Raw genomic sequence first — 21,799 nt, 5'->3', positions numbered from 1 at the left:
GATGCCGTTTGGATTCCTCTTCCGACAGGAGCGATGTTATGACCTCGATCCCCGCACCTTATTCCGTTTCCGCCGACCCCGCCGCGCGCCGCTGGTGGGACGAATTGTCCGACGACAGCAAGCGCGCGCTGGCGCGCAGTTGGGACGACGACGAACGCCCCGACGCGATCGCCGCGACCGCGCAACGCGCGGGCAAACTGTTGCGCCATTGCCTGCGCGAGCAGGCCCGCGCCAATCGCCACTGGCAACCCGACGACGGAATGCAACCGTTGTACGAGCATATGGCGGCACAGGAGATCAGACCCACCCGGATCGCCGGCTGGTACGATCCGCCGATCACGCGCTGCTCGTGGATTTTCGATCACGGTATGTTCTGGCCGATCAAATACGCCGAAGGCCGTTGGGACATCGATCCCGAGCGCTGCAGCAAACATACCCGTCCCTTGGCCGAACGCTGGGCCGCGAGCGGCTGATCGGCGTCACGATCCGCGCGGCTTGCAATCCGCGCCCACGGCGGCCTCGTCGTCGCTCACGCACACCTTGAATCCGGGCGCGACGCCGACGATCTCGCGCGTCGCGCCCGCGTCGAGGGCGAAACTTTCCTGCGGCGGCTGCGCGCAGCGCGGATCCCGCGCCGCGCCGGCCGCCGGCGCGGCCGCGGGGCAGTCGCCGCGGAACAGGCTGTAATGGCACTGTCCGCTGCGGCTGCTCCTGCACTCGAACCGCGCGATGCGCTCGCTGATCCTTACCCGGCTGTCGACGATGTCGACGCCGTCGACGACCGTGTGGTGTTCGATGCTGGTGCCGCCGACGCTGCAGCCGAACAGCGCGCAGAGGTAGTACAGCAGGGCCATCAGGTTACGCATGTCCGACTCCTTGGTGCGTGGCGCGCCGCGGCGGCGCGATGGTGGCGGCCCGGCGCGAACGCGCGCGCGGGCGCACGCGCCGGGGTGCGGCGCGGGCGGGGCGCCGGCGCTTGCGGCGCCGGCAGGTGGTTCGGGCGGTGCGGTTTTCGCAGGCGCCGGGTTCGGCCCGGCTACATGCTCTTGAACAGCGTCATGAAGGTCTGGCTCACGCTCAGCGTCTCCGGCCGTCCGCGCAGACGCACGGTGCCCTTGCCGCTGTCGTCGCGGACGATGCCCGCGATGGCCTTGAGGTTGACGATGGTGGAACGGTGGATCTGCTTGAAGCGTTCGCCGTCGAGGCGGTCGAGCAGTTCGCGGATCGGCGTGCGCAGCAGCGCTTCGCCTTCGGCGGTGACGACCGTGGTGTACTTGTTGTCGGCGCGGAAATAGACGACATCGTCGACCAGGATCAGGCGGGTCTCGCGGCCGGCGCTGGCGGTGATCCAGGTCAGGCCCGGCTTGTCTTCCTGCGCCGGCCGGCGCGCGGCCAGTTGCTTGGCGATCTCGCGCAGCGCGGCCTGACGGTCGTTGCCGGGCGCGCGGCGCGCGCTCAGGCGACGCACGGTCACCGCGAGACGGTCGACGGTGACCGGCTTGAGCAGGTAATCGACCGCGCCGTGCTCGAACGCGTCGATGGCGTGCTGGTCGTAAGCGGTGACGAACACGACCTGGGTCGCGGGGCTGACTTCGGTCGCTGCCGCGGCGAGGTCGAGGCCGGTGAGGCCGGGCATGCGGATGTCGAGGAAGGCGACGTCGGGACGGTGTTCGGCCAGCGCTTCCAGCGCCTGCGCGCCGTCCTCGCATTCGGCGAGGATGCGCAGCTCCGGCCAGGCTTCGCGCAGCGCTTCGACCAAGGCCTGACGCAGCAGCGTTTCGTCCTCGGCGATCAACGCGGTCGGCGCGGCGCCGTCGTGCGTAGTGGACTCAGACACGGGCGCGCTCCTCGCCGGACGCGGCCGGCACGACGATGGTGGCGGCGACGCCGCTGGGGAAATTGGCCACGATCGACAACTGCGCGCGGTCGCCGTAGACCAGCCGCAAGCGTTCGCGCACGTTGCTCAGGCCGATGCCGCTGCCGGAATTGAGCGAGTTCAGGCCCATGCCATCGTCGGCGACGGTGATCGACACGCCGGCTTCGCCGCCGCGCGCGCGGATCCACACCGTGCCGCCGCCGGGCTTGGGTTCCAGGCCGTGCTTGATCGCGTTCTCGGCCAGGGTCTGCAGGATCATCGGCGGCAGCGGCAGCGCGCGCAGTTCCTCGGGCACGTCGATCTGCGTTTGCAGGCGCTGGCCCATGCGCAGCTTGAGGATTTCCAGGTAAGCGCGCGAACGTTCCAGTTCGTCGCCGAGCGTGGACAGCGCGTCCTCGGTGCGCGGCAACGAGCGGCGCAGGAATTCGATCAGGTGGCCGAGCATTTCGTCGGCGCGCGGCGGGTCGTGGCGGGTCAGGTACTGCGCGCTGGCCAAGGTGTTGTAGAGGAAGTGCGGTTCGACCTGGGCGTGCAGCAGGCTCAGTTTGGCGACCGCGAGTTCCTTTTCGGTGGCGGTGCGCGCGGCGTCGGCGCGTTCGCCGCGGCGGCGCTCGGCCATGCGCCGGGCGACGGCGCGCAGCAGGGCTTCGGCGTTTTCCAGGTTGGTGCCCTGATCGACGCAGAACCAATCGCTCCAGGCGCCGATCTCGGGTTCGCAGATCAGGGTGATGCGGCTGCCGTCGGCGCCGGAATCGACCGTGGCCTGAATCTGGTTGCGGGCGCGGCCGTACTTCCAGTTGTTGGGGTCCGCGCCCTGCACGTCGAGCGACCAGGCCTGATCGGAGCGCTGCACCTTGGCCCGGATCTGCAGGCTGTCGCGCGCGCTTTCCACGTCCTCCACCCGCGGCAGTTCGCGGATCGCGGCGTCGAGCAGGTCGAAGGTCTCCTCGACCTCGAACGGCACCTCGATCTGGCGGCGCTGGCGGTTGGAGCGCGTGGTCGCATCGACGTGGCCGGCGATCAGGCGCACCCGGCGCAGATGCGAGAACGCCTTGCTGGCGACGTAGATCGACACCAGGATCGCGACGATGAACAACGGCCCCTGATCCAGGCGATCCAAGACCGGCATGGCCGAGGCGATCAGCCCGAGCAACACGAACGCGCCGAACCAGGCAGCGGCGAGTCGGGCGACGAAGAGGAGGTTGCGGATCACGCGGACGGTCCGTCGGTGGCTTGTTGCGCAGGATAGTGATCCGCGGCCGCAAGGGAAGCGGGGGCGCGACGGAAGCCCGCGGAGCGCGACCGAGCGGGGCTCAGGCGGAGCGAAACCGGGATGGGCAGGGGTGGGGGCGCGAAGTTTGCGCAACGGGGCGCGGGGGGGGGGGGGAGCGCGGCGAATCGGCGCGGTGTCGAGGACGGGCGATGCCGAGCGTCGGTGCGGCCGAGGGTGGGTAGGGCCGGGGACCGGCGGTTGCGCGAGCCGCGCTCGTGGGGGCGGCGAAGTCGGTGGGCTTCGTAGGGTGGGCTGGGCGCGAGTCGGTCGCTCGATGGATTCTGCGAATCCGGTAGCGAACGCGGCCGTTCGCTCGTGCGGTCGAGGGCAGGCTGGCGTCGCGATGCGGCGGCAACCAGGGCGCTGCGGCGAGAGCGACCCGACCGGCGCGGTGCGGGGATGCTGTCTCATCGCCCAGACCGCGGAACGCGCAGTCGGTCGACCCGCCGACGCCGCGGTTTACATCGCGATCACGTCCGGCCCCTCGGCATCGCGCGAGCGTTCGCTCAACTCGCGCAGGAACCGGCGGTCGACCATTGCCATGTAGACCAGGCGCAGGGCGGACATGAGCAGGACCAGGCCGTAGGCTTTCAGGATCGCCGGGACCGCGTAGACCATCGCGAGCGGAAAAATCAGCAGCGTCACTAAGCCGACGAGAATCCAGGCGACGATCGCGGCGGTGGCGCGGGTTCGAGCGAACCGGCGCAGCCAGTTCCGCTCGGGCAGCGGCGCGGCGTCCTCGCGTTTCCTCAAGCAGGCGAGGCTCGCCATGGCGAAGCGGGTCGCCAGCCAAGCGGCGCGGCAATGGAACGCGATCGAAACCGCGATCGCGACGGCGGCGACGGGTGTAAGCCAAGTCAACCCCAATCGCGGGGCCGCGAATGCGGTGGCGATCGCCAACGCCAAGGACAAGACGCCGGCGCGGCCGCTCTCGTGCGTGGCGCGGAGGTTCGCGCGCAAGCCCTCGAGTTTGGGCTCGCCGGATTCGACCTCGGGATCGCGCAGGCTCATGAGGACTGCGTCGCCGAATCGGAGGGCCGGTACGGCGTCCCGCCACCGGCCGGTCGGTTGGCGGCAGGGCAGATGTATGCGTAGGTGGGAACCCAACGCAGGTTCGGATACTGCGTGATCGGCTTCCAGGAGCCGGTGCGCCAATCGACCGCGACCCAACCGTCCTGGGGCATGCCGAGCGTGCAGAACAGGAAGGGGTTGTTGTTGTAGGGGACTGTGGCGTACACGCCGGGTGGGAGTAGGTGGGCGATGGCGGAAGGCGCGAGGAGCGCGAGCGATAGGATGGCGGCGTGGCGAGGTAGGGCCATGGGGTTCTTCCTTGGAGTGCTGCGGCGGCGCTGAGGGGCTTGTTGCAGCCAATCGCCAGGAGGACAGGCGAAGTTTTGCGTCGATAAAAGCAGTAGCGATGCTGCCCAGGACGAATGCTTCATGTCGCTGCTAAATCACGTATTTCGTGGTCTTGGCGTCTCATCATTTGCAGGCTACCGAACTCTTTCTGGAAAGCTGCAATCGGAAAAATACAGGCTGCAATTTGTATTGCCCTCGGTGTTGCATCTATCCGTCCCGATGCGAGTTGCTTCTTCTACCGAGGCAGCATTGCTGACGACAAAGCCCTTGTCGCCGGAAATGACCACCGCGCATTGATCGCGGTAGGTGATTTGAACGGTGCACCGTGTGCCGCCTTTTTGCTTGCAAGATCGGATGGCTGCGTTTGTGGCTTGCCGCTCTTTTCTCATTCCCCTAGCGGCACCGATTCCAACGCCGCCGCCGACCATGTCAATGGCGATCGCGCCCCACCGAGTCGCCCATGCCGGAGCGACGGAGGGCGAAGGCTGGGGCGCGGCCCCGGACATTCCAGGTATTGGTACGCACATTTGCCAACCGACTCCTTGTTGCAAGGTCGAGCCGGGAGGGCAGGCATTTGCCTTCATAGCAAGCCCCAAGAGCGAAGCGACCAAGATTGGCTTGGAGAATTTCATATGTTCCACTTCAATATTTAGCTGCGCCCCTTGCCTGTCGGATTCGGCGTCGTATCCGTTGGGTATGGCGACACGTGATGTGATTGAGATGAAGGAACGTCGGATTTCTGGTTGGACGGAGACGTGTTGGCACTCCCTTCCGTTTCATGCGCTTTTTTGATCGCGTCCTGCGGAAGAATGGTGTTTCTGGCTGAACCGTTGGCATGTGAATTGGGTAGAACGTTGTCTGGCTTGTATCGGGTGCTCGTATCGGAACTCATCGGCGGTTGAGCGCCTCTGGGACCGTTGCTGGCGGGTGTGCCCGACGATTGAGTTCCCGGAATTGGCGGAGGTGACGTGCCTGACTGACTGGACGAGTTGGCCGCAGCATTAGCTCCAAAAATCGACTGCGGCGTGAAATTCCCCAACGCCCCTTGGAAGAAACTGGACGCCATCGGCGGCACCGAAAGAATCAACACCGTCAAGAAGATCCCCAGCCCGCCCTGCTGCAACGCCATCGTATTCACGCCCGGCGAGTCGCCCGCGCCCAGCGCCATCATCGTCAGGTATTGCGCCGCGAAGTTCGCGGCGACCGCGGCGACCATCTTCATCGCGACGGTGACGGTGAAGCTCAGCACCGCCATCGAGAACATCGTGCCGATGCCGTACTGGAGCCAGCGCCCGAACATGGGCTTGGTCCGTTCGAACAACAGGCTGAGGATGAACAGCGGGCTCAAGCCGATGAACAGCGCGACGGCGAACTTGTACATCATCAACAGCGCGCCGCCCATCACCGCCGGGCCGGCCACGCCGATGCCGGTCATGAGCAGGGCGCGGTCCTTGTCTTCCTTGATGGCGGCGTTGTCGAGCGCGGGCAGCGCGTCGATGGCGGCCATCGCCAACTGCATCTTGGTCAGGCCGTCGTCGATGGTTTCGGCCGGGTCTTCGTCGCGGCCGGTCACCACCACGGCGATGGATCGCGGCAGGTCGTGCCCCAGGGTCGTGTAGATGTTTCCGCTGACGAAGGTCGCCGAGCCGGCGGCGGTCACGATGAGAAAGGCGCGCAAGGAGCCGACCACCAGCCCCATCAGCGGCTCGCGCGACTGGCCGGTCATGATCCGGTAGCCCTGGGCGACGATCCACATCGTCGCCAAGGTGGCCGCGACGGCGCCGATGACGCTGGTCATCCGGTGCATCATGTTCTCGCGGAACACCAGGATCTCGTGATCGAGGTGGTCGAAGATGGTCTTGAAGAAGATCCATTGCCCCAGGCTCTCGAACTGGGCGCTCAGGCCATCGAGCAGATCGAACAGTGAGCAGGCCGCCACGCAGAGTTCGGACATGCGCTGTCTCCTTAGGGATTCACGCAGGTTTCGCCAGCGGCGAGCGGGATCCAGGGACTGCACAAGCGCACCGATTCCGCGCTCTTCAACGCCGTCTTCATCGCCGCCATGCCGACGACCGCGGCGACGATCTTCTTGGGCACTCCGCCGGCGCCGCCGGCCCCGCCTCCGCTGTCCTTGCCGCGCAGCACCTCGTTGCTGAGCATGTCGCGCACCGCGCGCAGATACGTCAGGCGCGCGCTGTAGGCGTCCATGTAGGCGCGGCTCTGCTGACGGTCCACTTCCATGCGCGAGAGCAGCGCCAGCAGCTTGTTGGTGTTGTCCTGGAGCTTGCCCTGGTCTTCGCCGCCGAGGTTGGAGCGGTCGTTCTCGATCTCTTGCAGGCGCTCTTGGCGTTTGCGCGCCAGTTCGTACATCGTCATCGAGTACTTGTATTGGGCCAGTTCGGTCTTGACGATTTCCTGGCACAGCTGCCACTGCTGCTGCGCGGCGCCGGCCGCGCCGCCGGGGTTCGGGCAGCGATCGTCCACGCTCTTCTTGACCTGCGCGCTCGGCTCTTTCGCATCGAGCTTTTCCTCAGGCTCCTTGGCGTCGTCGCCGCTTTTTTTGGCGCCGCCGATCTTGGTCAGTTTCTTGAGGTTGCCGTTGACGGTGCCGTCGCTGCCGATGCGCTTTTCGATTTCGGCCAGATGATCGTTGGCGTGCTGGTCGTGCACTTCCCAGGCGTTTTGGGCCAGCGCGGGGCCGCAGAGCGCGGCGGCGACGAGAACGGCGGCGAGCCGGGCGACGGTCTTCATAAGCGGGGCTCCGAGGTGCCGGGTTCGCATTCGCGCTCCGGCGCGATGGGGCGGTGCGACACGGGCGGGAGGAAGCTCGCGCTGGCTCCGGCACCCGATTGCGTGGGCGTCCGCGAAGCCGTTTCGTTCCGGGCGGAGTGCGCGACGAGTTCGATTTCGATGCGATGCATGCAGAACTTCCTGTTCCGTTGGATTTCGCCGCGCTGCCGTGCGGGCCGGTGATTCCGATGTCCTCAGCGTCGACGCCGGGACAACGGTTTTCGGCGCGAGCGCGGGCAGAGAAATGCTACGAACTCGCCCTCAACGGGGATAGGCCCAGGAAATATGATTTTTCTATGCAGCGCGATACGCAGTGCGTGCGCATGAACCAGCGGACTGGTGCCCGTGCGCGACTGTTCGGCACGAATTTATCGGGTATGCGGAAGCGAATCGCGACCGCGTACCGATGGTGGCGGCGCGTCTGTTGAATGTGGAAGACGCGGAGGAACAGCGACGCGGCGAGACGCAATTGACCGCGCATGACTCGCGCAAGATCAGCAAGAAGAACGCTCGAATGGGAAACGGCAACGCCGACGCCGCGGGAACAACGCCGGCGGCGCAGCGCTCGCGTGGCTCAGCCGCGCGAGCTTTTCTTCGACCGCTTGACGTCGTACATGGCCTGATCGGCCTTCTCCAGCAACTCGCTCAGATCTTCGCCGTCGTCGGGATAGATCGCGCAGCCGATGCTGGCGTCGAGCGCGATCGCGCGCTGCTCGAACTCGAAACCGAAACGCAGGGCTTGCGCCAAGCGCTGCGCCTGCGCGAACGCGCCTTCGCGGTGCTCGATGCGCGGTAGAATGACCGCGAACTCGTCGCCGCCGACGCGCGCGACGGTGTCGCCGGTGCGCGCGCTGAGCTTCATGCGCTCGGCGAATTCGCGGATCGCGGCGTCGCCGGCGCGATGGCCGAGCTGGTCGTTGACCGGTTTGAGCCCGTCCATGTCCAGATTGAGGATGCCGACGCGGCGCGATTCGCGATGCGCTTGCGCGAGGTTGTGGCGCAAGCGGTCGTAGAACAGCGCGCGATTGGGCAGGCCGGTCAGCGCATCGTGGGTGGCCTGATAGAACAGCTCGTTGGTTTCGTACTTGGCGGCGTGGTACATCGCCGCGGCGATCAGGCCCGACATCATGTCGAGTACGCGCAGATCGTCGTCGTCGAACGACGTCGGCTCGCGCGACATCACCTTGAGCACGCCGACCACGGTGTCGTGATGCTTGAGCGGCACCACGATCATCGAACGCAAGCCGACCGCGCGGCAGGCGGCGCGATCGACGCGGTCGTCGGTTTCGGAGTCTTCGCAATTGAGCGGCCGGCCTTGCGCGACGCAATGCCCCGACAGGCTGGCGGCGCGGCGCAGGCGCATGCCCAGGCTGGATTGAGCGATGCCGGCCGCGGCGCGATACACCATCTCTTCGCCTTCGGCCAATTCGACCACCGCACCGACGGCGCCGGTGAGGCCTTGCGCGCGATGCGCCACCAAATCCATCACGCCGCCCAGGTCCAACCCCAGCCGCGCGATCTCGGTCTGCGTTTCGATCACTTTCAACAGGCGCTCGGAGAACGCCTGCAGTTTCGGTTCCTGCATGTTCATGGCTATGCGCCCCCCGGCGATTGAGAGGAGTATATCGCTGGCTTGCGGTGGTCTGGGGTCCGCATTCAGGGGCGGCGGCCGTCGTTGCGGGTCGGGAAACGGGACGTTCGAGCGTTCGGCCGGCGCGACCCGTATACGGTTAGGCTTGCGATGGCGAAGTGGCGTTGCCGGCGGATTCGGCACAGTGCCGGCCGCTATGTCATTGCGATCATCGGCGCTGGATTCGCGATGGGTGGAAGGAGGCCGCAATGTCGGACGAGGGAACGCACGACGCAAGCGAAGAACTGCAGGTATTGAACTCGCTGGACGTCATCCGCCGCCGCGCGTGGATGTTCTTGCCGGACGACGAGCCGCTGGACTTGGCGATTGTGACGCTGTTGCTGGAAACGGCGCTGCGTCAAGGCGTGGCGCCGCTGACGGTGCGTTCCGGCGGCGGCTTTCGCAGCCTCGGTGCCGATTACGATTGGCTATGGCGCAGCGAGGACGGCGAGCCTTACGTGTTCGACCGCTTGGTTCCGCTGCCGGGCGGTATCCAGAACTCCTTTCGAGGCGAGATTCTACTGACGGCGTTCGCGCCGTTCTGGGCGGCGGTGAGCGACGGGCGCGTGGTCTACAAATCGTCGCAAGGCTTCGACGATGCGCGCGTGCTGCGCGAGGCCGCGGGAGCGGGAGCGTTCGTGGTGCTCGTCGCGGAAGGGACGTTGGCGACGTCGCAGGGTTGAGGCATGCCGCGCATTCGAATCCGGCAGAGACGCACCGGTTCGATCAGAGAGACCTGTGGCGACCGCGTTCGGCGTGCCACGCATGTGGCCAGACTCGGTTCGGTCCGCATCGCGACGGCCCGGCCATAATCTCGCTTCGCGAGCGTCGTCGGTAATGGGCATGAATGGCTCCACGATTTTCTTTCTTTTCGGCACGGGCTACGTCTGCGGACTGGCGGTGTCCTCGGGCTTCATCCTTTCGATCCTGCGGCAGATCCATGTGACGGGAAAGGCGCGTTGGCGCACGGCGGCGTGGTACCTGTATCTGATCGTCAACACGTTCGCCGCGGCGCTGGTGCCGATCTACTTGATCGCCGCGGTGGTGACTGAAAACCGTCCCGACCGTCCGGATTTCTGGCCGCGGGCCTTGATGTACGCCGGTGGCGTCGCGACCGGCCTGGCCTTCGCGATCGTCTCGGCGTACCTCATCGGGCGAAGGCTCAAGCAGCGGCTGCCCCGCCGGGACTGATGTCGCGCCTGCGCGCAGCGGACACGACCGGCCCCAAAAACAAAAGGCCCCGCGCGAGCGGGGCCTTTTGCGTCACAGCAGGAAATCCGCGGAAAGCTTACGCCTCGACTTCTTCCTTATACGCATCCACCGGAATACAAGCGCACATCACGTTCTTATCGCCATACACATTGTCCACGCGCGACACCGGCGGCCAATACTTCTGCAGCTTCAGCGACGGCAGCGGGAACGCGGCCAGCTCGCGCGGGTAGGCGTGGGTCCACTCGCTGGCGCTGACTTGGGTGGCGGTGTGCGGGGCGTGCTTGAGCGGGTTGTCCTCGCGGTCCAGGCGGCCGTCTTCGACCGCGCGGATCTCTTCGCGGATCTGGATCATCGCGTCGATGAAACGGTCGAGTTCGTGCTGCGATTCGCTCTCGGTCGGTTCGACCATCAGCGTGCCGGCGACCGGGAAGCTCAGGGTCGGGGCGTGGAAGCCGAAGTCGATCAGGCGCTTGGCCACGTCTTCGGCGCTGATGCCGGTGGCGTCCTTGATCGGGCGCAGGTCGAGGATGCACTCGTGCGCGACCAAGCCATTGCGGCCGGTGTAGAGCGTTTCGTAGTGCGGGGCGAGGCGCTTGGCGATGTAGTTGGCGTTGAGCAGCGCGACCTGGGTCGCCTTGCGCAGGCCCTGCGTGCCCATCATCGTGACGTACATCCACGAGATCGGCAGGATGCTGGCCGAACCGAAGCTGGCCGCGCTGACCATGCCGACCACGCCTTCGCCGTCGACGGTCTTGGGCAGGAACGGCGCCAGATGCGACTTGACCGCGCACGGGCCGACGCCCGGGCCGCCGCCGCCGTGCGGGATGCAGAAGGTCTTGTGCAGGTTGAGGTGCGAGACGTCCGAACCCCACTTGCCCGGCTTGGCCACGCCGACCAGCGCGTTCATGTTGGCGCCGTCGGTGTACACCTGACCGCCGTGCCGATGGATGATTTCGCAGATCTCGACGACCTCTTCCTCGAACACGCCGTGCGTGGACGGGTAGGTCATCATGATCGCGGCCAGTCGCGCGCTGTACTTCTCGGCGTTGCGGCGGATGTCTTCGACATCGACGTTGCCGTTGGCGTCGGTCTTGGTCACCACGACGGTCATGCCGCACATCTGCGCCGAGGCCGGGTTGGTGCCGTGGGCGGAGTCGGGGATCAGGCAGATATCGCGATGGCCCTCGCCGCGCGAGCGGTGGTAGGCGCGGATCGCCAGCAGGCCGGCGTATTCGCCCTGCGCGCCGGAGTTGGGCTGCAGGCTGACCGCGTCGTAGCCGGTGCATTCCACCAGCATCGCTTCGAGTTCGTCGATCAGCTGCTTGTAGCCGACGGCCTGATCGGCCGGCACCAGCGGATGGATGTTGCCGAACTCCGGCCAGGTCACCGGGATCATCTCGGCGGTGGCGTTGAGCTTCATCGTGCACGAGCCCAGCGGGATCATGGTGCGATCCATCGCCAGATCCTTGTCGGCCAGCGAGCGCATGTAGCGCAGCAGCTCGTGTTCGCTGTGGTGGGTGTTGAACACCGGGTGCTGCAGGAACGCGGAGTTGCGCTGCAGCGCGGCCGGGATCGCGTCGGCGGTGGCGGCGTCGAGCGCGTCGACGTCAAGCGCGGCGCCGAACAGGCCGGCCAGCGCGGTCAGGTCGTCGCGGTTGACGGTTTCGTCCAGGCTCACGCCGACGCTGTTGGCGTCGATCTCGCGCAGGTTGATGCGCGCGGCGCGGGCGCGGGCGTGGATCGCGGCGGCGTCGACGCCGTCGATGCGCAGGGTATCGAAGAAGCCGTCGGCGACCTTGAGCCCGGCTTGACGCAGCGCGGCGGCGAGGATCGCGGCCTGGCGGTGGACGCGGCGGGCGATGCGGGTCAGGCCGTCGGGGCCGTGGTAGACCGCGTACATGCTCGCCATCACCGCCAGCAGTACCTGCGCGGTGCAGATGTTGCTGGTGGCCTTCTCGCGGCGGATGTGCTGTTCGCGGGTCTGCAGGGTCAGGCGGTAGGCCGGCTTGCCGTCGCTGTCGACCGACACGCCGATCAGGCGGCCCGGCATCGAGCGCTTATAGGCGTCGCGGCAGGCCATGAAGCCGGCGTGCGGGCCGCCGAAGCCGAACGGCACGCCGAAGCGCTGGGTGTTGCCGACCACGATGTCGGCGCCGAATTCGCCCGGCGACTTCAGCAGCACCAGGGCGAGCAGGTCGCTGGCGACGGCCAGGATCGCGCCGCGCGCGTGCAGCGCGTCGGCCACGGCTTGGTAATCGCCGAGGCCGCCGAAGGTGTCGGGGTATTGCAGCAGCGCGCCGAACACGTCGGCGCTCGCGGCTTGCGCGTCGTCGCCGATCAGCAGCTCGATGTCCAGCGGCTCGGCGCGGGTGCGCAGCACTTCCAGCGTCTGCGGGTGCACGTTCTTGGAAACGAAGAAGACGTTCGACTTGGACTTGGCCGAACGCTTCGCCAGGGTCATCGCTTCGGCGGCGGCGGTGCCTTCGTCGAGCAGCGAGGCGTTGGCGATCTCCATCCCGGTCAGGTCGGCGACCATGGTCTGGAAGTTGATCAGCGCTTCCATGCGGCCCTGCGAGATTTCCGCCTGGTACGGCGTGTAGGCCGTGTACCACGCCGGGTTCTCCAGGATGTTGCGCAGGATGACGTTCGGGGTGTGGGTGCCGTAGTAGCCGCGGCCGATGAAGCTGCGGAACACCTGGTTGTTCGAGGCGATGGCGCGGATCTTGGCCAGCGCTTCCACTTCGCTGATCGCGCGCGGCAGGGCCAGCGGCTGGGGAGACTTGATCGAGGCCGGGACGATGGCGTCGGTCAGCGCTTCGAGCGAGGCGTAGCCGACTTCGCCCAGCATGTGGCCGATCTCGGCGTCGTTGGGGCCGATGTGGCGCTCGATGAAGGCGTCGTGGTGCTCGAGGTCGCGCAGGGAAGGATGAGTCATGGCAGGGGGCGTCCTAAGGCGAACGTGCGGTGCCGCACGCGAGGCGCCCCTCTGTCCTTTTGCCTGAGAGTTTGGAAGCGGCTGCGGCTCAGGCCGCTTGGGGGAGGGGTGGGCCGCTGGGGCCGCTCCTGTCCGCGCTCGCTTCGTGCCCCTTCGGCGCCGGTTCCGTCCGCGATGACGCTGCGGCCGGGCGGTCTCTCCAGAGTTTTGTACACGCGGCGGTCTGGGGCCTGAGCGATTACGGGCGTTGCGCCTTCGGCAGCGGCCGGCCGGGGAGCCCGGGCGGACGCTTCTCCCACCGCGTGGTCGAAGCGGCGATTATAGCCGCTGGCGGGCCGGGGCGGGGGCGGTCCCGGAAGGGGCCGGAGCCCCTGTAGGAGCGGCGTGAGCCGCGACCCACCGCAGCGGCGCACGAAAGCGCCCTCTCCCGAAGCCCGGCCCCGCGCCGGCCACCGACCGACTGCCGGCCGTTTCGGGCAGTAGCGCTCGCGTACGCCGCTGCGGTGGGTCGCGGCTCACGCCGCTCCTGCAAGGGCCCATCGCCGCGGCGCGGCTGCCGACAGATCGAAACAAATCCGCCGCCCGTTCGGCGCGCCGCGCGGGAGTATGCTGTCGCCCCCCGTTCATGCGATGAGGTCCGGCCATGGCCGCGCGCCCGTTCCGCTTGCTGCAACTCGACCACGTGGTGCTGCGCGTGCGCGACACCGCGGCGATGGTGGCCTTCTATTGCGAGGTGCTCGGCTGCAGCGTGGAGCGGCGCCAGGACGAGATCGGTCTGGTCCAGCTGCGCGCCGGCGAGTCGCTGATCGATCTGGTCGATGTCGCCGGCAAGCTCGGCCGCTACGGCGGCGCCGCGCCGGGCGAGGAGGGCCGCAACCTGGATCACCTGTGCCTGCGCGCCGAGCCGTTCGACCGCGACGCGATCGTCGCCCATCTCAACGCCCACGGCGCGCGCGTCGGCGACTTCGGTTCGCGTTACGGCGCGGAAGGCGAAGGTCCCTCGCAGTATCTGTTCGATCCGGAAGGCAACATGGTCGAGCTCAAGGGCCCGCCCGACGCGCCGTCGGATTCCTCAAGCCGCACCTGATCGAGCCTACCCCGCGATGAGCCAAGACGCCGCTGCCGTCAAAGCCCCGATCCCGATCCGCCGTCTGGCCCTGTTGCTGGGCGGGCTGGCGATGTTCGGGCCGTTCTCGATCGACACCATCTTCCCGGCGTTCCCGGCGATGGGCGCGCAATTGCACGCCGATAAGCTGCAGATGCAGCAGACCATCAGCGTCTATCTGATCGCTTACGCGCTGATGAGCATCGTGCACGGGCCGGTGTCGGACGCGGTGGGGCGGCGCAAAGTGATTCTGGCGGGGCTGGCGGTGTTCACGCTGGCGTCGGCGGCGTGCGCTTTGGCCACCGATCTGCCTACTTTGCTTTGCTTTCGCGCGATCCAGGGTTTGTCGGCGGGTGTTGGATTGATCGTCGGCCGCGCGGTGATCCGCGACGTGCTGCACGGCGACGACGCGCAGCGCTTGATGAGTCAGGTGATGATGATCTTCGGCATCGCCCCGGCGATCGCGCCGGTGATCGGCGGCTGGATCCTGGGCTGGTCGCATTGGCCGGCGATCTTCTGGTTCCTGGTCGCGTTCTCGGTGGCGCTGTGGATCGCGGTGGCGCTGCTGTTGCCGGAAACCCATCCGCCGCAGGCGCGGCTGCCGATCAAGCCCAAGCGTTTGCTGCGCGACTATTTGGCCATCTGCCTCAACCCGCGCTTCTTGCGGCTGAGCGCGGTCGGCGCGTTCAACTTCGGCGCGATGTTCCTCTACATCGCCTCGGCGCCGGCGTTCGTGCTCGACCTGCTCAAGCTCGGCGAGCGCGATTTCGCCTGGTTCTTCGTGCCGACCATCGGCGGCATGATCGCCGGCTCGTTCGTCTCCGGCCGCGCGGCCGGCAAGGTCAGCGGCGACCGTCTGGTCAACTTCGGCTTCGCCTGCAGCGCCGTGGCCATCGCCATCAACCTCAGCTACAACCTGTGGACCGATGCGCCGCAGGTGCCGTGGGCGGTGATTCCGATGTGCATCGGCTCGTTCGGCATCTCCCTGGTGTTCCCGATCGTGACCTTGACGATCCTCGACATGTACCCGCACCAGCGCGGCTCGGCCTCGTCGCTGCAGGCCTTCGCCAGCTTGGTGACGAACGCGATCCTGGCCGGAATCGTGTCGCCGATGCTCAGCGACAAGGCGATCCACCTCGCGGTCGCGGGCTCGTGCCTGACCGCGGTGGCGTGGCTGTTCTGGCGCTGGGAAGCGCGGGTCTCGCGCAGCGGCGTGGCGCGCGCGCCGGAGGATGCGGTGGTGGTCGAGCCGCAGGATGCGTTGTAAGCCGCTGTCGGTTTTGCGCTCGCGCATGCGGTCGGGTCTGCAATGGGCGGGACGTGAACCGCGTTCCTGCCTTCGCCTCGCCGTCGAAGGGCGGCGTTCTCCGGTCGTCGCGCAAGCGGCGGCCGTGGCGCCGCGGATCGGCGTCGGCGCTCAAACACCGCGCTGATTCGGCCTCGCGCGACCGCCTCTTGCGACGAAGCAACCGGACGCCTCCCCGGGCGTTCGCGACGCGGTTTCAATCCGGGCGCCACGACGGAATCAACGCGGCCAGGCCGGCCGGACACCCCGCGGCATCGCGCAACTGCCAGACGGTGACGCGTTCGATCCAGAACCGGCGGCCGCTGCGCGATACGCGCAGGCCTTCATAGTCGCGCGCAAAACCGTCGCGCTCGACTCGCTGCAGCAACGCGACGCGCGCCGGTCGCTGATCCGCTGGCGCGGATAAGCGCGAGGGCAGGCCGACGATCTGGTCCCAGGTGTACTCGAACAGCCTTTGCGCGGCGGCGTTGGCGTAGATGAACTCGGGGTCGTCTTGATTCCCGTGGGCGAGCAACGCGAAAGGCGCTTCCCGATACAGCCAATCGCTGGCGTCGGCGTCGCCAGCGAACGAGCGTCCGAACCAATGGCGGTAGCTGCTGTCGATCAACGCGTGGGCGGCGGCGATTTCGATGGAGTCGGGCATGCGGCTCGCTCGCTATAGGTTGGCGGCGCGGGGATTGTCGCCGAGCACTTGAGCGGCATCGACGGGGACCTGTATCAGTAAGGAACGCCGGCCGGGCAAGTAGGCGCGTTCCATCAGTTCTTCGAGGTTGCTCAGATCCGGATTCAAGCGATAGCCGTTCCATCCGCAGGCGGCGGCGATGCCGGCGTAGTCCGCTCGTGGAAGCCGCGCGTGATAGCGCTCGCGCTGGGTGTTCGGCAACACGCCTTCCAGCACTTGTTCGACCAGGCCGTAGGAACCGTTGTCCAGGACGAACAAAGCGATGCCCATATCGCGAGCTTCGGTGAGCGCTCCGCCGTAAAGGCGGAAACAGCCGTCGCCGGAGAACGCGAACACGTGGCGGCGCGGGTCGGCGGCTTTGGCGCCGAGCGCGGCGCCGTACGCGCCGCCCATCGCCGAGCCGCGATACAGCGAGTAGAACCGTATGTGCGGGTGCGGCAGCCCGAGCACGTGCTGGCGGTCCTTGTAAGCCATGCAGACATCGTCGAAACCGATGCTGTCCGGGCGCCAAAGGGTGTCCAAGCGCCGATAAAAATCGATCAAGTCCACGCACTGCGCGTCGGCGCGCGGTGTCCTGGGCGGTGCGATCCGGTGCGTCGGCGGCGCGGGACCGCGATGAAGCCGCGACGGGCTCCAATCGACGATCGTCGCTACCGTTTCCCGCAACGGCGCCACTGTCTGTACGAACCGGCCCGGGACCAGATGGGCGAAGCCGCCGTCGAGACTGCCGTAGCCGGGAACGCGTTCCGCGAGGTTCCAGACCACGCCGGCACCGGGGGCGGCGAAATTCACGGTGTATTCGTCCGCGCAATAGCCTACCGAAACCAGCGTGTCGTCCGGGCCGAGGTCCCGCCACAGCCGAGCCGCCGCCGCGCTTCCGCCGAAACCGAGATAGCCCACGGCGTGCGGATTGTCGTGCGCGACCGCGTTGGCGCCGTTGATGCTCCATACCGCTGGAGCGTCCAGAGCCGCGCATAACCGGGTGGTCAGCGCGGCGATGTCGGGCACGGCATGGGCTTCGTCGCCGACGAGGACGAGCGTTCGGCCGCGCGGGCGCGGCGTCAAATAGCGCTCCAGCACCGTCCGCGCCGGCAAATGCGGACACGCGGGCACGGCCGCCGGCGTCGCGGGAACTTGTGCTGGCATCGGCGCGGCCAGTACATCGGAAGGCAGCACCAGCGCGACCGGCGCATTGTGGGACAACTCGGCCGCGGCTGCGGCCAATTGCGCGTCCAGTCGGGTCAAATCGTCGATCACGAAGGTGCCGCGCGGCAACTCGGCGGCGATTTGCGCGGCGATGTTCGCGCCGGATTCGGTGGTGTCTTGCAGCGGCGCCCGATCGCGCAGGCGGGCGGGCGTGGCGGCGACGAGATACAGCGCGGGCAGATTATGCAGCTTGGCATCGCTCAGGCCGCACAGCAGCAGCTTGGTCGCCGCGCCCGTGGTGGCCGCCGCGGCGGCGATGCGGCCGCTGGAAAGGTAGTGGCCCAGCGGCATGAAGCCCGCGACGTATTCGTTGACGCTGAAGAATTCGATCGAATCGCCGTCGCGTTCGCGGTGCCGATAGGGCGCGAAATGCTTGAGCAGGTGGATGATGCCGCCGCCGTTGACGCCGAAGCAAACGCTTACGCCCCATTCGTGCATCGCTTCGGTGAGGCGGTGATAACCGTTGCGGAATGGGGCTTCGTTCATGGCGCGCTCCGGTTGGGATGTCGCCGCGATCGGTGCGGCCGCGTGTCGTCCGGTGGGAGAATAGTGCGGGGGCGAAGAGCGTCGCCGCGCAGCGATGGGCGTTGCGCTTCGTCTCGTCCCGGCTTCGAGGAACTTATCGATCGTGGTTTTGAGGATGGTGACCGTCGCCATACATCGCTGCTTATGAGCAGAAACAATAAGCATCGCCCGCGATGTGCGTTCTTCGTCCGGATCGTCGGAAAGGGCGCCGCTTTGAGAGGCGCGCGTTAAGCCCTCGGGAGCGAGAGTGAGATTCGCGCTCGCCGCGCGCGGATCGGGCTCGGCGACCGGCGTCGTGCGGCATTCGATCTTCATCCCGAAGCGACGCGCGCCGCGAACAATCGCCTGCACCGTCGCTGTCTCGATGCGAGCCGATGAGGAGTTATGAGCGAAGAGCGGATGCATCCGCGTGCGTGCGTGGCGTTGATAGCGCACGACTCGAAGAAGGGCGACTTGATCGAGTTCGCCCGCTGCCACCTGGAGTATCTGTCCGGGTGCGAGGTGGTGGCGACCGAGGCGACGGCGCGGGTGTTGCGCCAGCGGCTGGGGTTGGAGGCCGTCGCGGTGAAGGCGGGGCCGGCCGGCGGCGATGTGCAGATCGGCGCTCGGATCGTGGCCGGCGGAATCTCGGCGGTGTTCTTCCTGCGCGATGCGATGACCGCGCAGCCGCACGAAGCCGACATCTTGGCGTTGCTGCGCCTGTGCGATGTGTGCGAGGTCCCGTATGCGACCAATCTGGCCACGGCGCGATTGCTCGCGCGGGAATTGTTCGGGTGCCGGACCGCGTCGTCGGCGTGCGCAGACATCGCCGCGGGGTTCGACGCGTCCTGCTGCCAGCCGCTCCAGGCCGAAGCCTGAAGCGGGCGCCGCATTGCGGTCGTTCCGGGAGGCAGCGGCCGTCCCGGTGCGCGACCGCGCTATGGCCTCAGATCAAGCCCGGATCGGTGATGCCATGCGCCCCGGTCTCCACGCGACCCGCGATGCGGCGGTAGTACTCCGGATCGTTCGCGTCGGTCAGCACGAAGTCGTACCACTGGCCGCTTTCGTCCAGGCGGATCGGGCGGTAGCGCAGCGAGCTTGCGCCCAGGCGCTCCAGGCGCGGTTCGTACAAGCCGTACTGATCGGTCAGTTCCAGCCGCAGCGGTTTGCGGCCGGGGTTGCGCAGCGCGAGCACGAGCTTGCGATGGCGCACGCGCAGGTCGGGGATCGTGGTCGCGCTGGGGTTGGCGCCGTGCGGCGAGCCGCGGAATTCGCGGAAGAAGCCGTTCGGGCCGAACACTTGCAGCGCGTAGGCGCGGGCGCCGCTGCGCAGGGCCCAGTCGCCGTTGAGCGAGCGGCCGGCTTCGACCGTGTAGCGGCGCGGGACCGCGTCGGGGTCGAGCAAGTCGTAGACGTGGAGCACCGCCGCGGCGCGGCCGCTGTTGCCGAAGTTCAGCCGCAGCGAGCGCGCGTCGCGGTCGAAGCGTTCGCCCACGTGCAGGTCGTAGGGCAGCGCGCGCGAGGGCTTGATGCCGCGTTCCTGGCGCGCCGCGCTCGGCTGCGCCGGCGGCTTGGGCGCGGGCAGCTTGCTTTGCTCGGCGACGATGCGGTCGGCGTCGCCGGTGTAGGGCAGGGTCGGGATCGGCTCGTGGTTCGGGTTCTCGAAATTGAACGCGCTGGTGAGGTCGCCGCACACCGCGCGCCGCCACGGGCTGATGTTCGGTTCGATCACGCCGAAGCGCTTTTCCAGGAAGCGGATCACCGAGGTGTGGTCGAACACCTGCGAGTCGATCCAGCCGCCGCGGCTCCACGGCGAGATCACGTACATCGGCACGCGCGGGCCGAGGCCGTAGGGCCGATCGTAATAGATCGCCGGATCCGCGGAGGTGCCGTGCGACGGGCCGGTGCGGGCGAAGTGGTGTTCGCCGCGCAGATCGACCGTGGAGCCGCCGATCTGCTTGCGCTGCGCGTCCAGCGACGGCGGCGCCGGCGGCGGCACGTGATCGAAGAAGCCGTCGTTCTCGTCGAAATTGACGATCAGCACCGTGCGCGCCCAAACCTCGGGATCGGCGGTGAGCGCGTCGAGCACGCGCGCGGTGTAGTCCGCGCCCCAGATCGGCGCCGACGGGCCGGGATGCTCGGAGTATTTGGCCGGCGCGACCAGCCACGACACCTGCGGCAGCTTGCCGCTGCGCACGTCGTTGGCGAGGTCTTCCAGCGTCCAGGTTTTCAGCGCTTTCTCGGCCAACGCCGAACCCGGCGTCGCCGCGCGGAACTGGCGGAAGCCTTCCAGCGGGTTGTCGGAGAAGTTGTCGTCCATGTCCTGGTACAGCTTCCAGCTCACGCCCGCGCGCTCCAGGCGCTCGGGGTAGGTGGTCCAGAAATAGCCTTCGCCGGCCGGGCCGGAATCGTCGAAGGTGTTGACGATGGCCGGGCCGCCGCGGTCGGCGGCGGGGTTGTTGCTGCCGGTCCACAGGAACAGGCGATTGGGATTGGTGCCGGTGAGCTGCGAGCAGTGGTAGGCGTCGCACAGGGTGAACGCGTTGGCGAGCGCGTACTGGAACGGGATGTCGGCTTCGACGTAATGGCCCATCGAGCGCTCGGTCTTGGCCGGCAGCCACTGGTCCATCTTGCCGTTGTTCCAGGCCGCTTGCGCGTCGGGCCAGGTGTGCGGGGTGCCGCCGATGCGCTGCGCGCTGGTGGTCTGGGTGTCGATGTGCCAGGGCTGGATTTCGCGGCCCTTGGCGTCGGTCTGGCGCCACACGGGGTGGCCGCTGGGCAGCGGTACCGGGAAGCGGTCGCCGAAGCCGCGCACGCCGCGCATCGCGCCGAAGTAATGGTCGAACGAGCGGTTTTCCTGCATCAGGATCACCACGTGCTGGACGTCGTGCAGGGTGCCGGTGACGCGCGCGGCGGGGATGGCCAGCGCTTTTTGGATCGAGGGCGGGAACAGGTTCAGGGCGAGGCCGGCGGCGGTCGCGCCGGCGGCGCCGCGCAGGAAGCCGCGGCGCGAGGTGTCGTGTTGGTCGGTCATGGCGATCCGGGCGAGATGCTGGGGGATGCGGTGGCAGAACCGCTCCGGCAGCCTGCTGCGGGCGTATGGCAGTGCGGTGACGGTTCGCGGACCGCGCCGCCGACCTGTGCGGGCGTTCGCGCCGCGAACGTGCGCGATGGCCCCCTCCGGCCCGCGCTGGCTATACTCCCGGTTCAGTCAACGCAAGGGAATGTCATGAATCAACCCGCCATCCCCGATGTCGCCCTGGTCGACAACACCGAGCAGCGCACCCCGCTGGTGCTGGTGTTGGACTGCTCCGGCAGCATGACCGGCGCGCCGATGGACCAGCTGAATCAGGGTTTGAAGCTGCTGGAGGAAGAGCTCAAGAGCGACGTGATCGCGGCCAAGCGCGTGCGCGTGCTGGTGGTGCGCTACGGCGGCTTCGATCAGGCCGAGCTCGCCGGCGAATGGTGCGACGCGATGGATTTCGACGCGCCGGCGCTGGAAGCCGCGGGCACCACCCCGACCGGCCGCGCGATCGATCTGGCCCTGGCCGAGATCGAAAACGAGAAGCAGCGCTTCAAGGCCGCCGGCGTGGCGTACACCCGCCCGTGGCTGTTCCTGATGTCCGACGGCGCGCCGACCGACGCCTGGGAAGCCTCGGCGCAGCGCGCGCGCGACGCGGAAACCGCCAACAAGGTGGCGATCTTCCCGATCGCGGTCGGGCAGGGCGACGAACGCATCATGAGCCAGTTCAGCAGCAAGGGCCCCGGCGGGGTCAAGCGTCTGCAGGGTCTGCAGTTCCGCGAGCTGTTCCTGTGGCTCAGCGCGAGCATGCAGGTGGTCTCGCAGTCGCGTCCGGGCGGCGCGGCGCAGCTGCCGGCGACCGACACCTGGTCCTCGGTTCCGACCTGAGCGGGGCGCGC

At 67.7% G+C, this 21,799-nt stretch carries 20 protein-coding genes and 1 riboswitch; of the genes, 8 read left to right on the top strand and 12 right to left on the bottom strand.

Annotated features, from left to right (window positions below; translation table 11 throughout):
- The first annotated feature begins 8 nt into the window (after positions 1-8).
- Entirely contained in the window at positions 9-473 is a 465-nt protein-coding gene (locus J5226_RS22010; RefSeq protein WP_215837009.1) for a hypothetical protein, read from the top strand.
- A gap of 6 nt (positions 474-479) precedes the next feature.
- Here the strand turns inward: J5226_RS22010 and J5226_RS22005 are convergent, their stop codons facing one another.
- The 5 genes from J5226_RS22005 to J5226_RS21985 form a co-directional block, all read right to left on the bottom strand.
- The gene (locus J5226_RS22005) at positions 480-866 is read right to left on the bottom strand and encodes a hypothetical protein (RefSeq protein ID WP_215837008.1); all 387 of its coding nucleotides are present in this window, start codon (positions 864-866) and stop codon (positions 480-482) included.
- A 170-nt stretch (positions 867-1,036) separates the two neighbouring features.
- Entirely contained in the window at positions 1,037-1,837 is an 801-nt protein-coding gene (locus J5226_RS22000; RefSeq protein ID WP_215837007.1) for a LytTR family DNA-binding domain-containing protein, read from the bottom strand.
- Positions 1,830-3,089 carry a histidine kinase gene (locus J5226_RS21995; protein ID WP_255322888.1) on the bottom strand — a complete coding sequence of 420 codons (1,260 nt, stop codon included), beginning with the start codon at positions 3,087-3,089 and terminating at the stop codon, positions 1,830-1,832. Before J5226_RS21995 ends, J5226_RS22000 begins: the two co-directional genes overlap by 8 nt.
- A gap of 519 nt (positions 3,090-3,608) precedes the next feature.
- The gene (locus tag J5226_RS21990) at positions 3,609-4,160 is read right to left on the bottom strand and encodes a hypothetical protein (protein ID WP_215837006.1); all 552 of its coding nucleotides are present in this window, start codon (positions 4,158-4,160) and stop codon (positions 3,609-3,611) included.
- Positions 4,157-4,468 (bottom strand): hypothetical protein, encoded by a 312-nt coding sequence (locus J5226_RS21985; protein WP_215837005.1) that lies wholly within the window; start codon positions 4,466-4,468, stop codon positions 4,157-4,159. Before J5226_RS21985 ends, J5226_RS21990 begins: the two co-directional genes overlap by 4 nt.
- Before the next feature lie 121 nt (positions 4,469-4,589).
- Here J5226_RS21985 and J5226_RS25515 point away from each other — a divergent pair, with 121 nt between their 5' ends.
- On the top strand, positions 4,590-4,805 hold the full coding sequence (locus tag J5226_RS25515; RefSeq protein WP_255322887.1) for a hypothetical protein: 216 nt from the start codon (positions 4,590-4,592) through the stop codon (positions 4,803-4,805).
- A gap of 352 nt (positions 4,806-5,157) precedes the next feature.
- Here J5226_RS25515 and J5226_RS21975 read toward each other — a convergent pair whose 3' ends face one another.
- From J5226_RS21975 to J5226_RS21965, 3 genes are all read right to left on the bottom strand, one after another.
- On the bottom strand, positions 5,158-6,462 hold the full coding sequence (locus J5226_RS21975; RefSeq protein ID WP_215837003.1) for a type IV secretion system protein: 1,305 nt from the start codon (positions 6,460-6,462) through the stop codon (positions 5,158-5,160).
- A gap of 11 nt (positions 6,463-6,473) precedes the next feature.
- Complete coding sequence (locus tag J5226_RS21970; protein WP_215837002.1) at positions 6,474-7,259, bottom strand: hypothetical protein; 786 nt, start codon at positions 7,257-7,259, stop codon at positions 6,474-6,476.
- A gap of 613 nt (positions 7,260-7,872) precedes the next feature.
- A complete protein-coding gene (locus J5226_RS21965) occupies positions 7,873-8,889 on the bottom strand; it encodes a sensor domain-containing diguanylate cyclase (RefSeq protein ID WP_215837001.1) in 1,017 nt (338 codons plus the stop codon).
- Between the two features lie 248 nt (positions 8,890-9,137).
- Here J5226_RS21965 and J5226_RS21960 point away from each other — a divergent pair, with 248 nt between their 5' ends.
- A complete protein-coding gene (locus tag J5226_RS21960) occupies positions 9,138-9,611 on the top strand; it encodes a hypothetical protein (RefSeq protein WP_215837000.1) in 474 nt (157 codons plus the stop codon).
- Positions 9,612-9,771: 160 nt separating this feature from the next.
- Positions 9,772-10,119, top strand: coding sequence for a hypothetical protein (locus tag J5226_RS21955; RefSeq protein ID WP_215836999.1), 348 nt, complete (start codon positions 9,772-9,774; stop codon positions 10,117-10,119).
- 97 nt (positions 10,120-10,216) lie between these two features.
- Here J5226_RS21955 and gcvP read toward each other — a convergent pair whose 3' ends face one another.
- Positions 10,217-13,075 (bottom strand): aminomethyl-transferring glycine dehydrogenase, encoded by a 2,859-nt coding sequence (gcvP, locus tag J5226_RS21950; protein ID WP_215836998.1) that lies wholly within the window; start codon positions 13,073-13,075, stop codon positions 10,217-10,219.
- Between the two features lie 209 nt (positions 13,076-13,284).
- A riboswitch (glycine riboswitch) is annotated at positions 13,285-13,383 on the bottom strand.
- A gap of 335 nt (positions 13,384-13,718) precedes the next feature.
- Between gcvP and J5226_RS21945 the strand changes: the two genes are divergently transcribed.
- Positions 13,719-14,162, top strand: coding sequence for a VOC family protein (locus J5226_RS21945; protein WP_215836997.1), 444 nt, complete (start codon positions 13,719-13,721; stop codon positions 14,160-14,162).
- A 16-nt stretch (positions 14,163-14,178) separates the two neighbouring features.
- Complete coding sequence (locus J5226_RS21940) at positions 14,179-15,447, top strand: multidrug effflux MFS transporter (RefSeq protein WP_215836996.1); 1,269 nt, start codon at positions 14,179-14,181, stop codon at positions 15,445-15,447.
- Positions 15,448-15,682: 235 nt separating this feature from the next.
- On the opposite strand, the gene J5226_RS21935 is transcribed toward J5226_RS21940, so the two are convergent.
- Both J5226_RS21935 and J5226_RS21930 read right to left on the bottom strand, forming a co-directional pair.
- Entirely contained in the window at positions 15,683-16,129 is a 447-nt protein-coding gene (locus tag J5226_RS21935) for an MEKHLA domain-containing protein (protein ID WP_215836995.1), read from the bottom strand.
- Positions 16,130-16,141: 12 nt separating this feature from the next.
- Positions 16,142-18,304, bottom strand: a complete 2,163-nt coding sequence (locus tag J5226_RS21930; protein WP_215836994.1) for a thiamine pyrophosphate-dependent enzyme — start codon at positions 18,302-18,304, stop codon at positions 16,142-16,144.
- Between J5226_RS21930 and J5226_RS21925 the strand changes: the two genes are divergently transcribed.
- Positions 18,284-18,757, top strand: coding sequence for a methylglyoxal synthase (locus J5226_RS21925; RefSeq protein ID WP_215836993.1), 474 nt, complete (start codon positions 18,284-18,286; stop codon positions 18,755-18,757). The two genes, J5226_RS21930 and J5226_RS21925, sit on opposite strands and share 21 nt — an antisense overlap.
- Before the next feature lie 67 nt (positions 18,758-18,824).
- Here J5226_RS21925 and J5226_RS21920 read toward each other — a convergent pair whose 3' ends face one another.
- Positions 18,825-20,912 (bottom strand): phospholipase C, phosphocholine-specific, encoded by a 2,088-nt coding sequence (locus J5226_RS21920; RefSeq protein ID WP_215836992.1) that lies wholly within the window; start codon positions 20,910-20,912, stop codon positions 18,825-18,827.
- A gap of 195 nt (positions 20,913-21,107) precedes the next feature.
- Here J5226_RS21920 and J5226_RS21915 point away from each other — a divergent pair, with 195 nt between their 5' ends.
- Positions 21,108-21,788 carry a VWA domain-containing protein gene (locus J5226_RS21915; protein ID WP_215836991.1) on the top strand — a complete coding sequence of 227 codons (681 nt, stop codon included), beginning with the start codon at positions 21,108-21,110 and terminating at the stop codon, positions 21,786-21,788.
- Positions 21,789-21,799 lie beyond the last annotated feature (11 nt).

Source organism: Lysobacter sp. K5869 (assembly GCF_018847975.1).
Classification (GTDB): Bacteria; Pseudomonadota; Gammaproteobacteria; order Xanthomonadales; family Xanthomonadaceae; genus Lysobacter.
This window is presented reverse-complemented; position numbering and strand designations above follow the sequence as displayed.

Coding starts and splice junctions, on each gene's coding strand:
- J5226_RS25515 (WP_255322887.1), top strand. CDS start 4,590: ATGTCGCTGCTAAATCACGTATTTCGTGGTCTTGGCGTCTCATCATTT.
- J5226_RS21970 (WP_215837002.1), bottom strand. CDS start 7,259: ATGAAGACCGTCGCCCGGCTCGCCGCCGTTCTCGTCGCCGCCGCGCTC.
- J5226_RS21920 (WP_215836992.1), bottom strand. CDS start 20,912: ATGACCGACCAACACGACACCTCGCGCCGCGGCTTCCTGCGCGGCGCC.
- J5226_RS21925 (WP_215836993.1), top strand. CDS start 18,284: ATGAGCGAAGAGCGGATGCATCCGCGTGCGTGCGTGGCGTTGATAGCG.
- J5226_RS21965 (WP_215837001.1), bottom strand. CDS start 8,889: ATGAACATGCAGGAACCGAAACTGCAGGCGTTCTCCGAGCGCCTGTTG.
- J5226_RS22005 (WP_215837008.1), bottom strand. CDS start 866: ATGCGTAACCTGATGGCCCTGCTGTACTACCTCTGCGCGCTGTTCGGC.
- J5226_RS21940 (WP_215836996.1), top strand. CDS start 14,179: ATGAGCCAAGACGCCGCTGCCGTCAAAGCCCCGATCCCGATCCGCCGT.
- J5226_RS21955 (WP_215836999.1), top strand. CDS start 9,772: ATGAATGGCTCCACGATTTTCTTTCTTTTCGGCACGGGCTACGTCTGC.
- J5226_RS21960 (WP_215837000.1), top strand. CDS start 9,138: ATGTCGGACGAGGGAACGCACGACGCAAGCGAAGAACTGCAGGTATTG.
- J5226_RS21930 (WP_215836994.1), bottom strand. CDS start 18,304: ATGCATCCGCTCTTCGCTCATAACTCCTCATCGGCTCGCATCGAGACA.
- J5226_RS21915 (WP_215836991.1), top strand. CDS start 21,108: ATGAATCAACCCGCCATCCCCGATGTCGCCCTGGTCGACAACACCGAG.
- J5226_RS21990 (WP_215837006.1), bottom strand. CDS start 4,160: ATGAGCCTGCGCGATCCCGAGGTCGAATCCGGCGAGCCCAAACTCGAG.
- J5226_RS21985 (WP_215837005.1), bottom strand. CDS start 4,468: ATGGCCCTACCTCGCCACGCCGCCATCCTATCGCTCGCGCTCCTCGCG.
- J5226_RS21945 (WP_215836997.1), top strand. CDS start 13,719: ATGGCCGCGCGCCCGTTCCGCTTGCTGCAACTCGACCACGTGGTGCTG.
- J5226_RS21935 (WP_215836995.1), bottom strand. CDS start 16,129: ATGCCCGACTCCATCGAAATCGCCGCCGCCCACGCGTTGATCGACAGC.
- J5226_RS21975 (WP_215837003.1), bottom strand. CDS start 6,462: ATGTCCGAACTCTGCGTGGCGGCCTGCTCACTGTTCGATCTGCTCGAT.
- gcvP (WP_215836998.1), bottom strand. CDS start 13,075: ATGACTCATCCTTCCCTGCGCGACCTCGAGCACCACGACGCCTTCATC.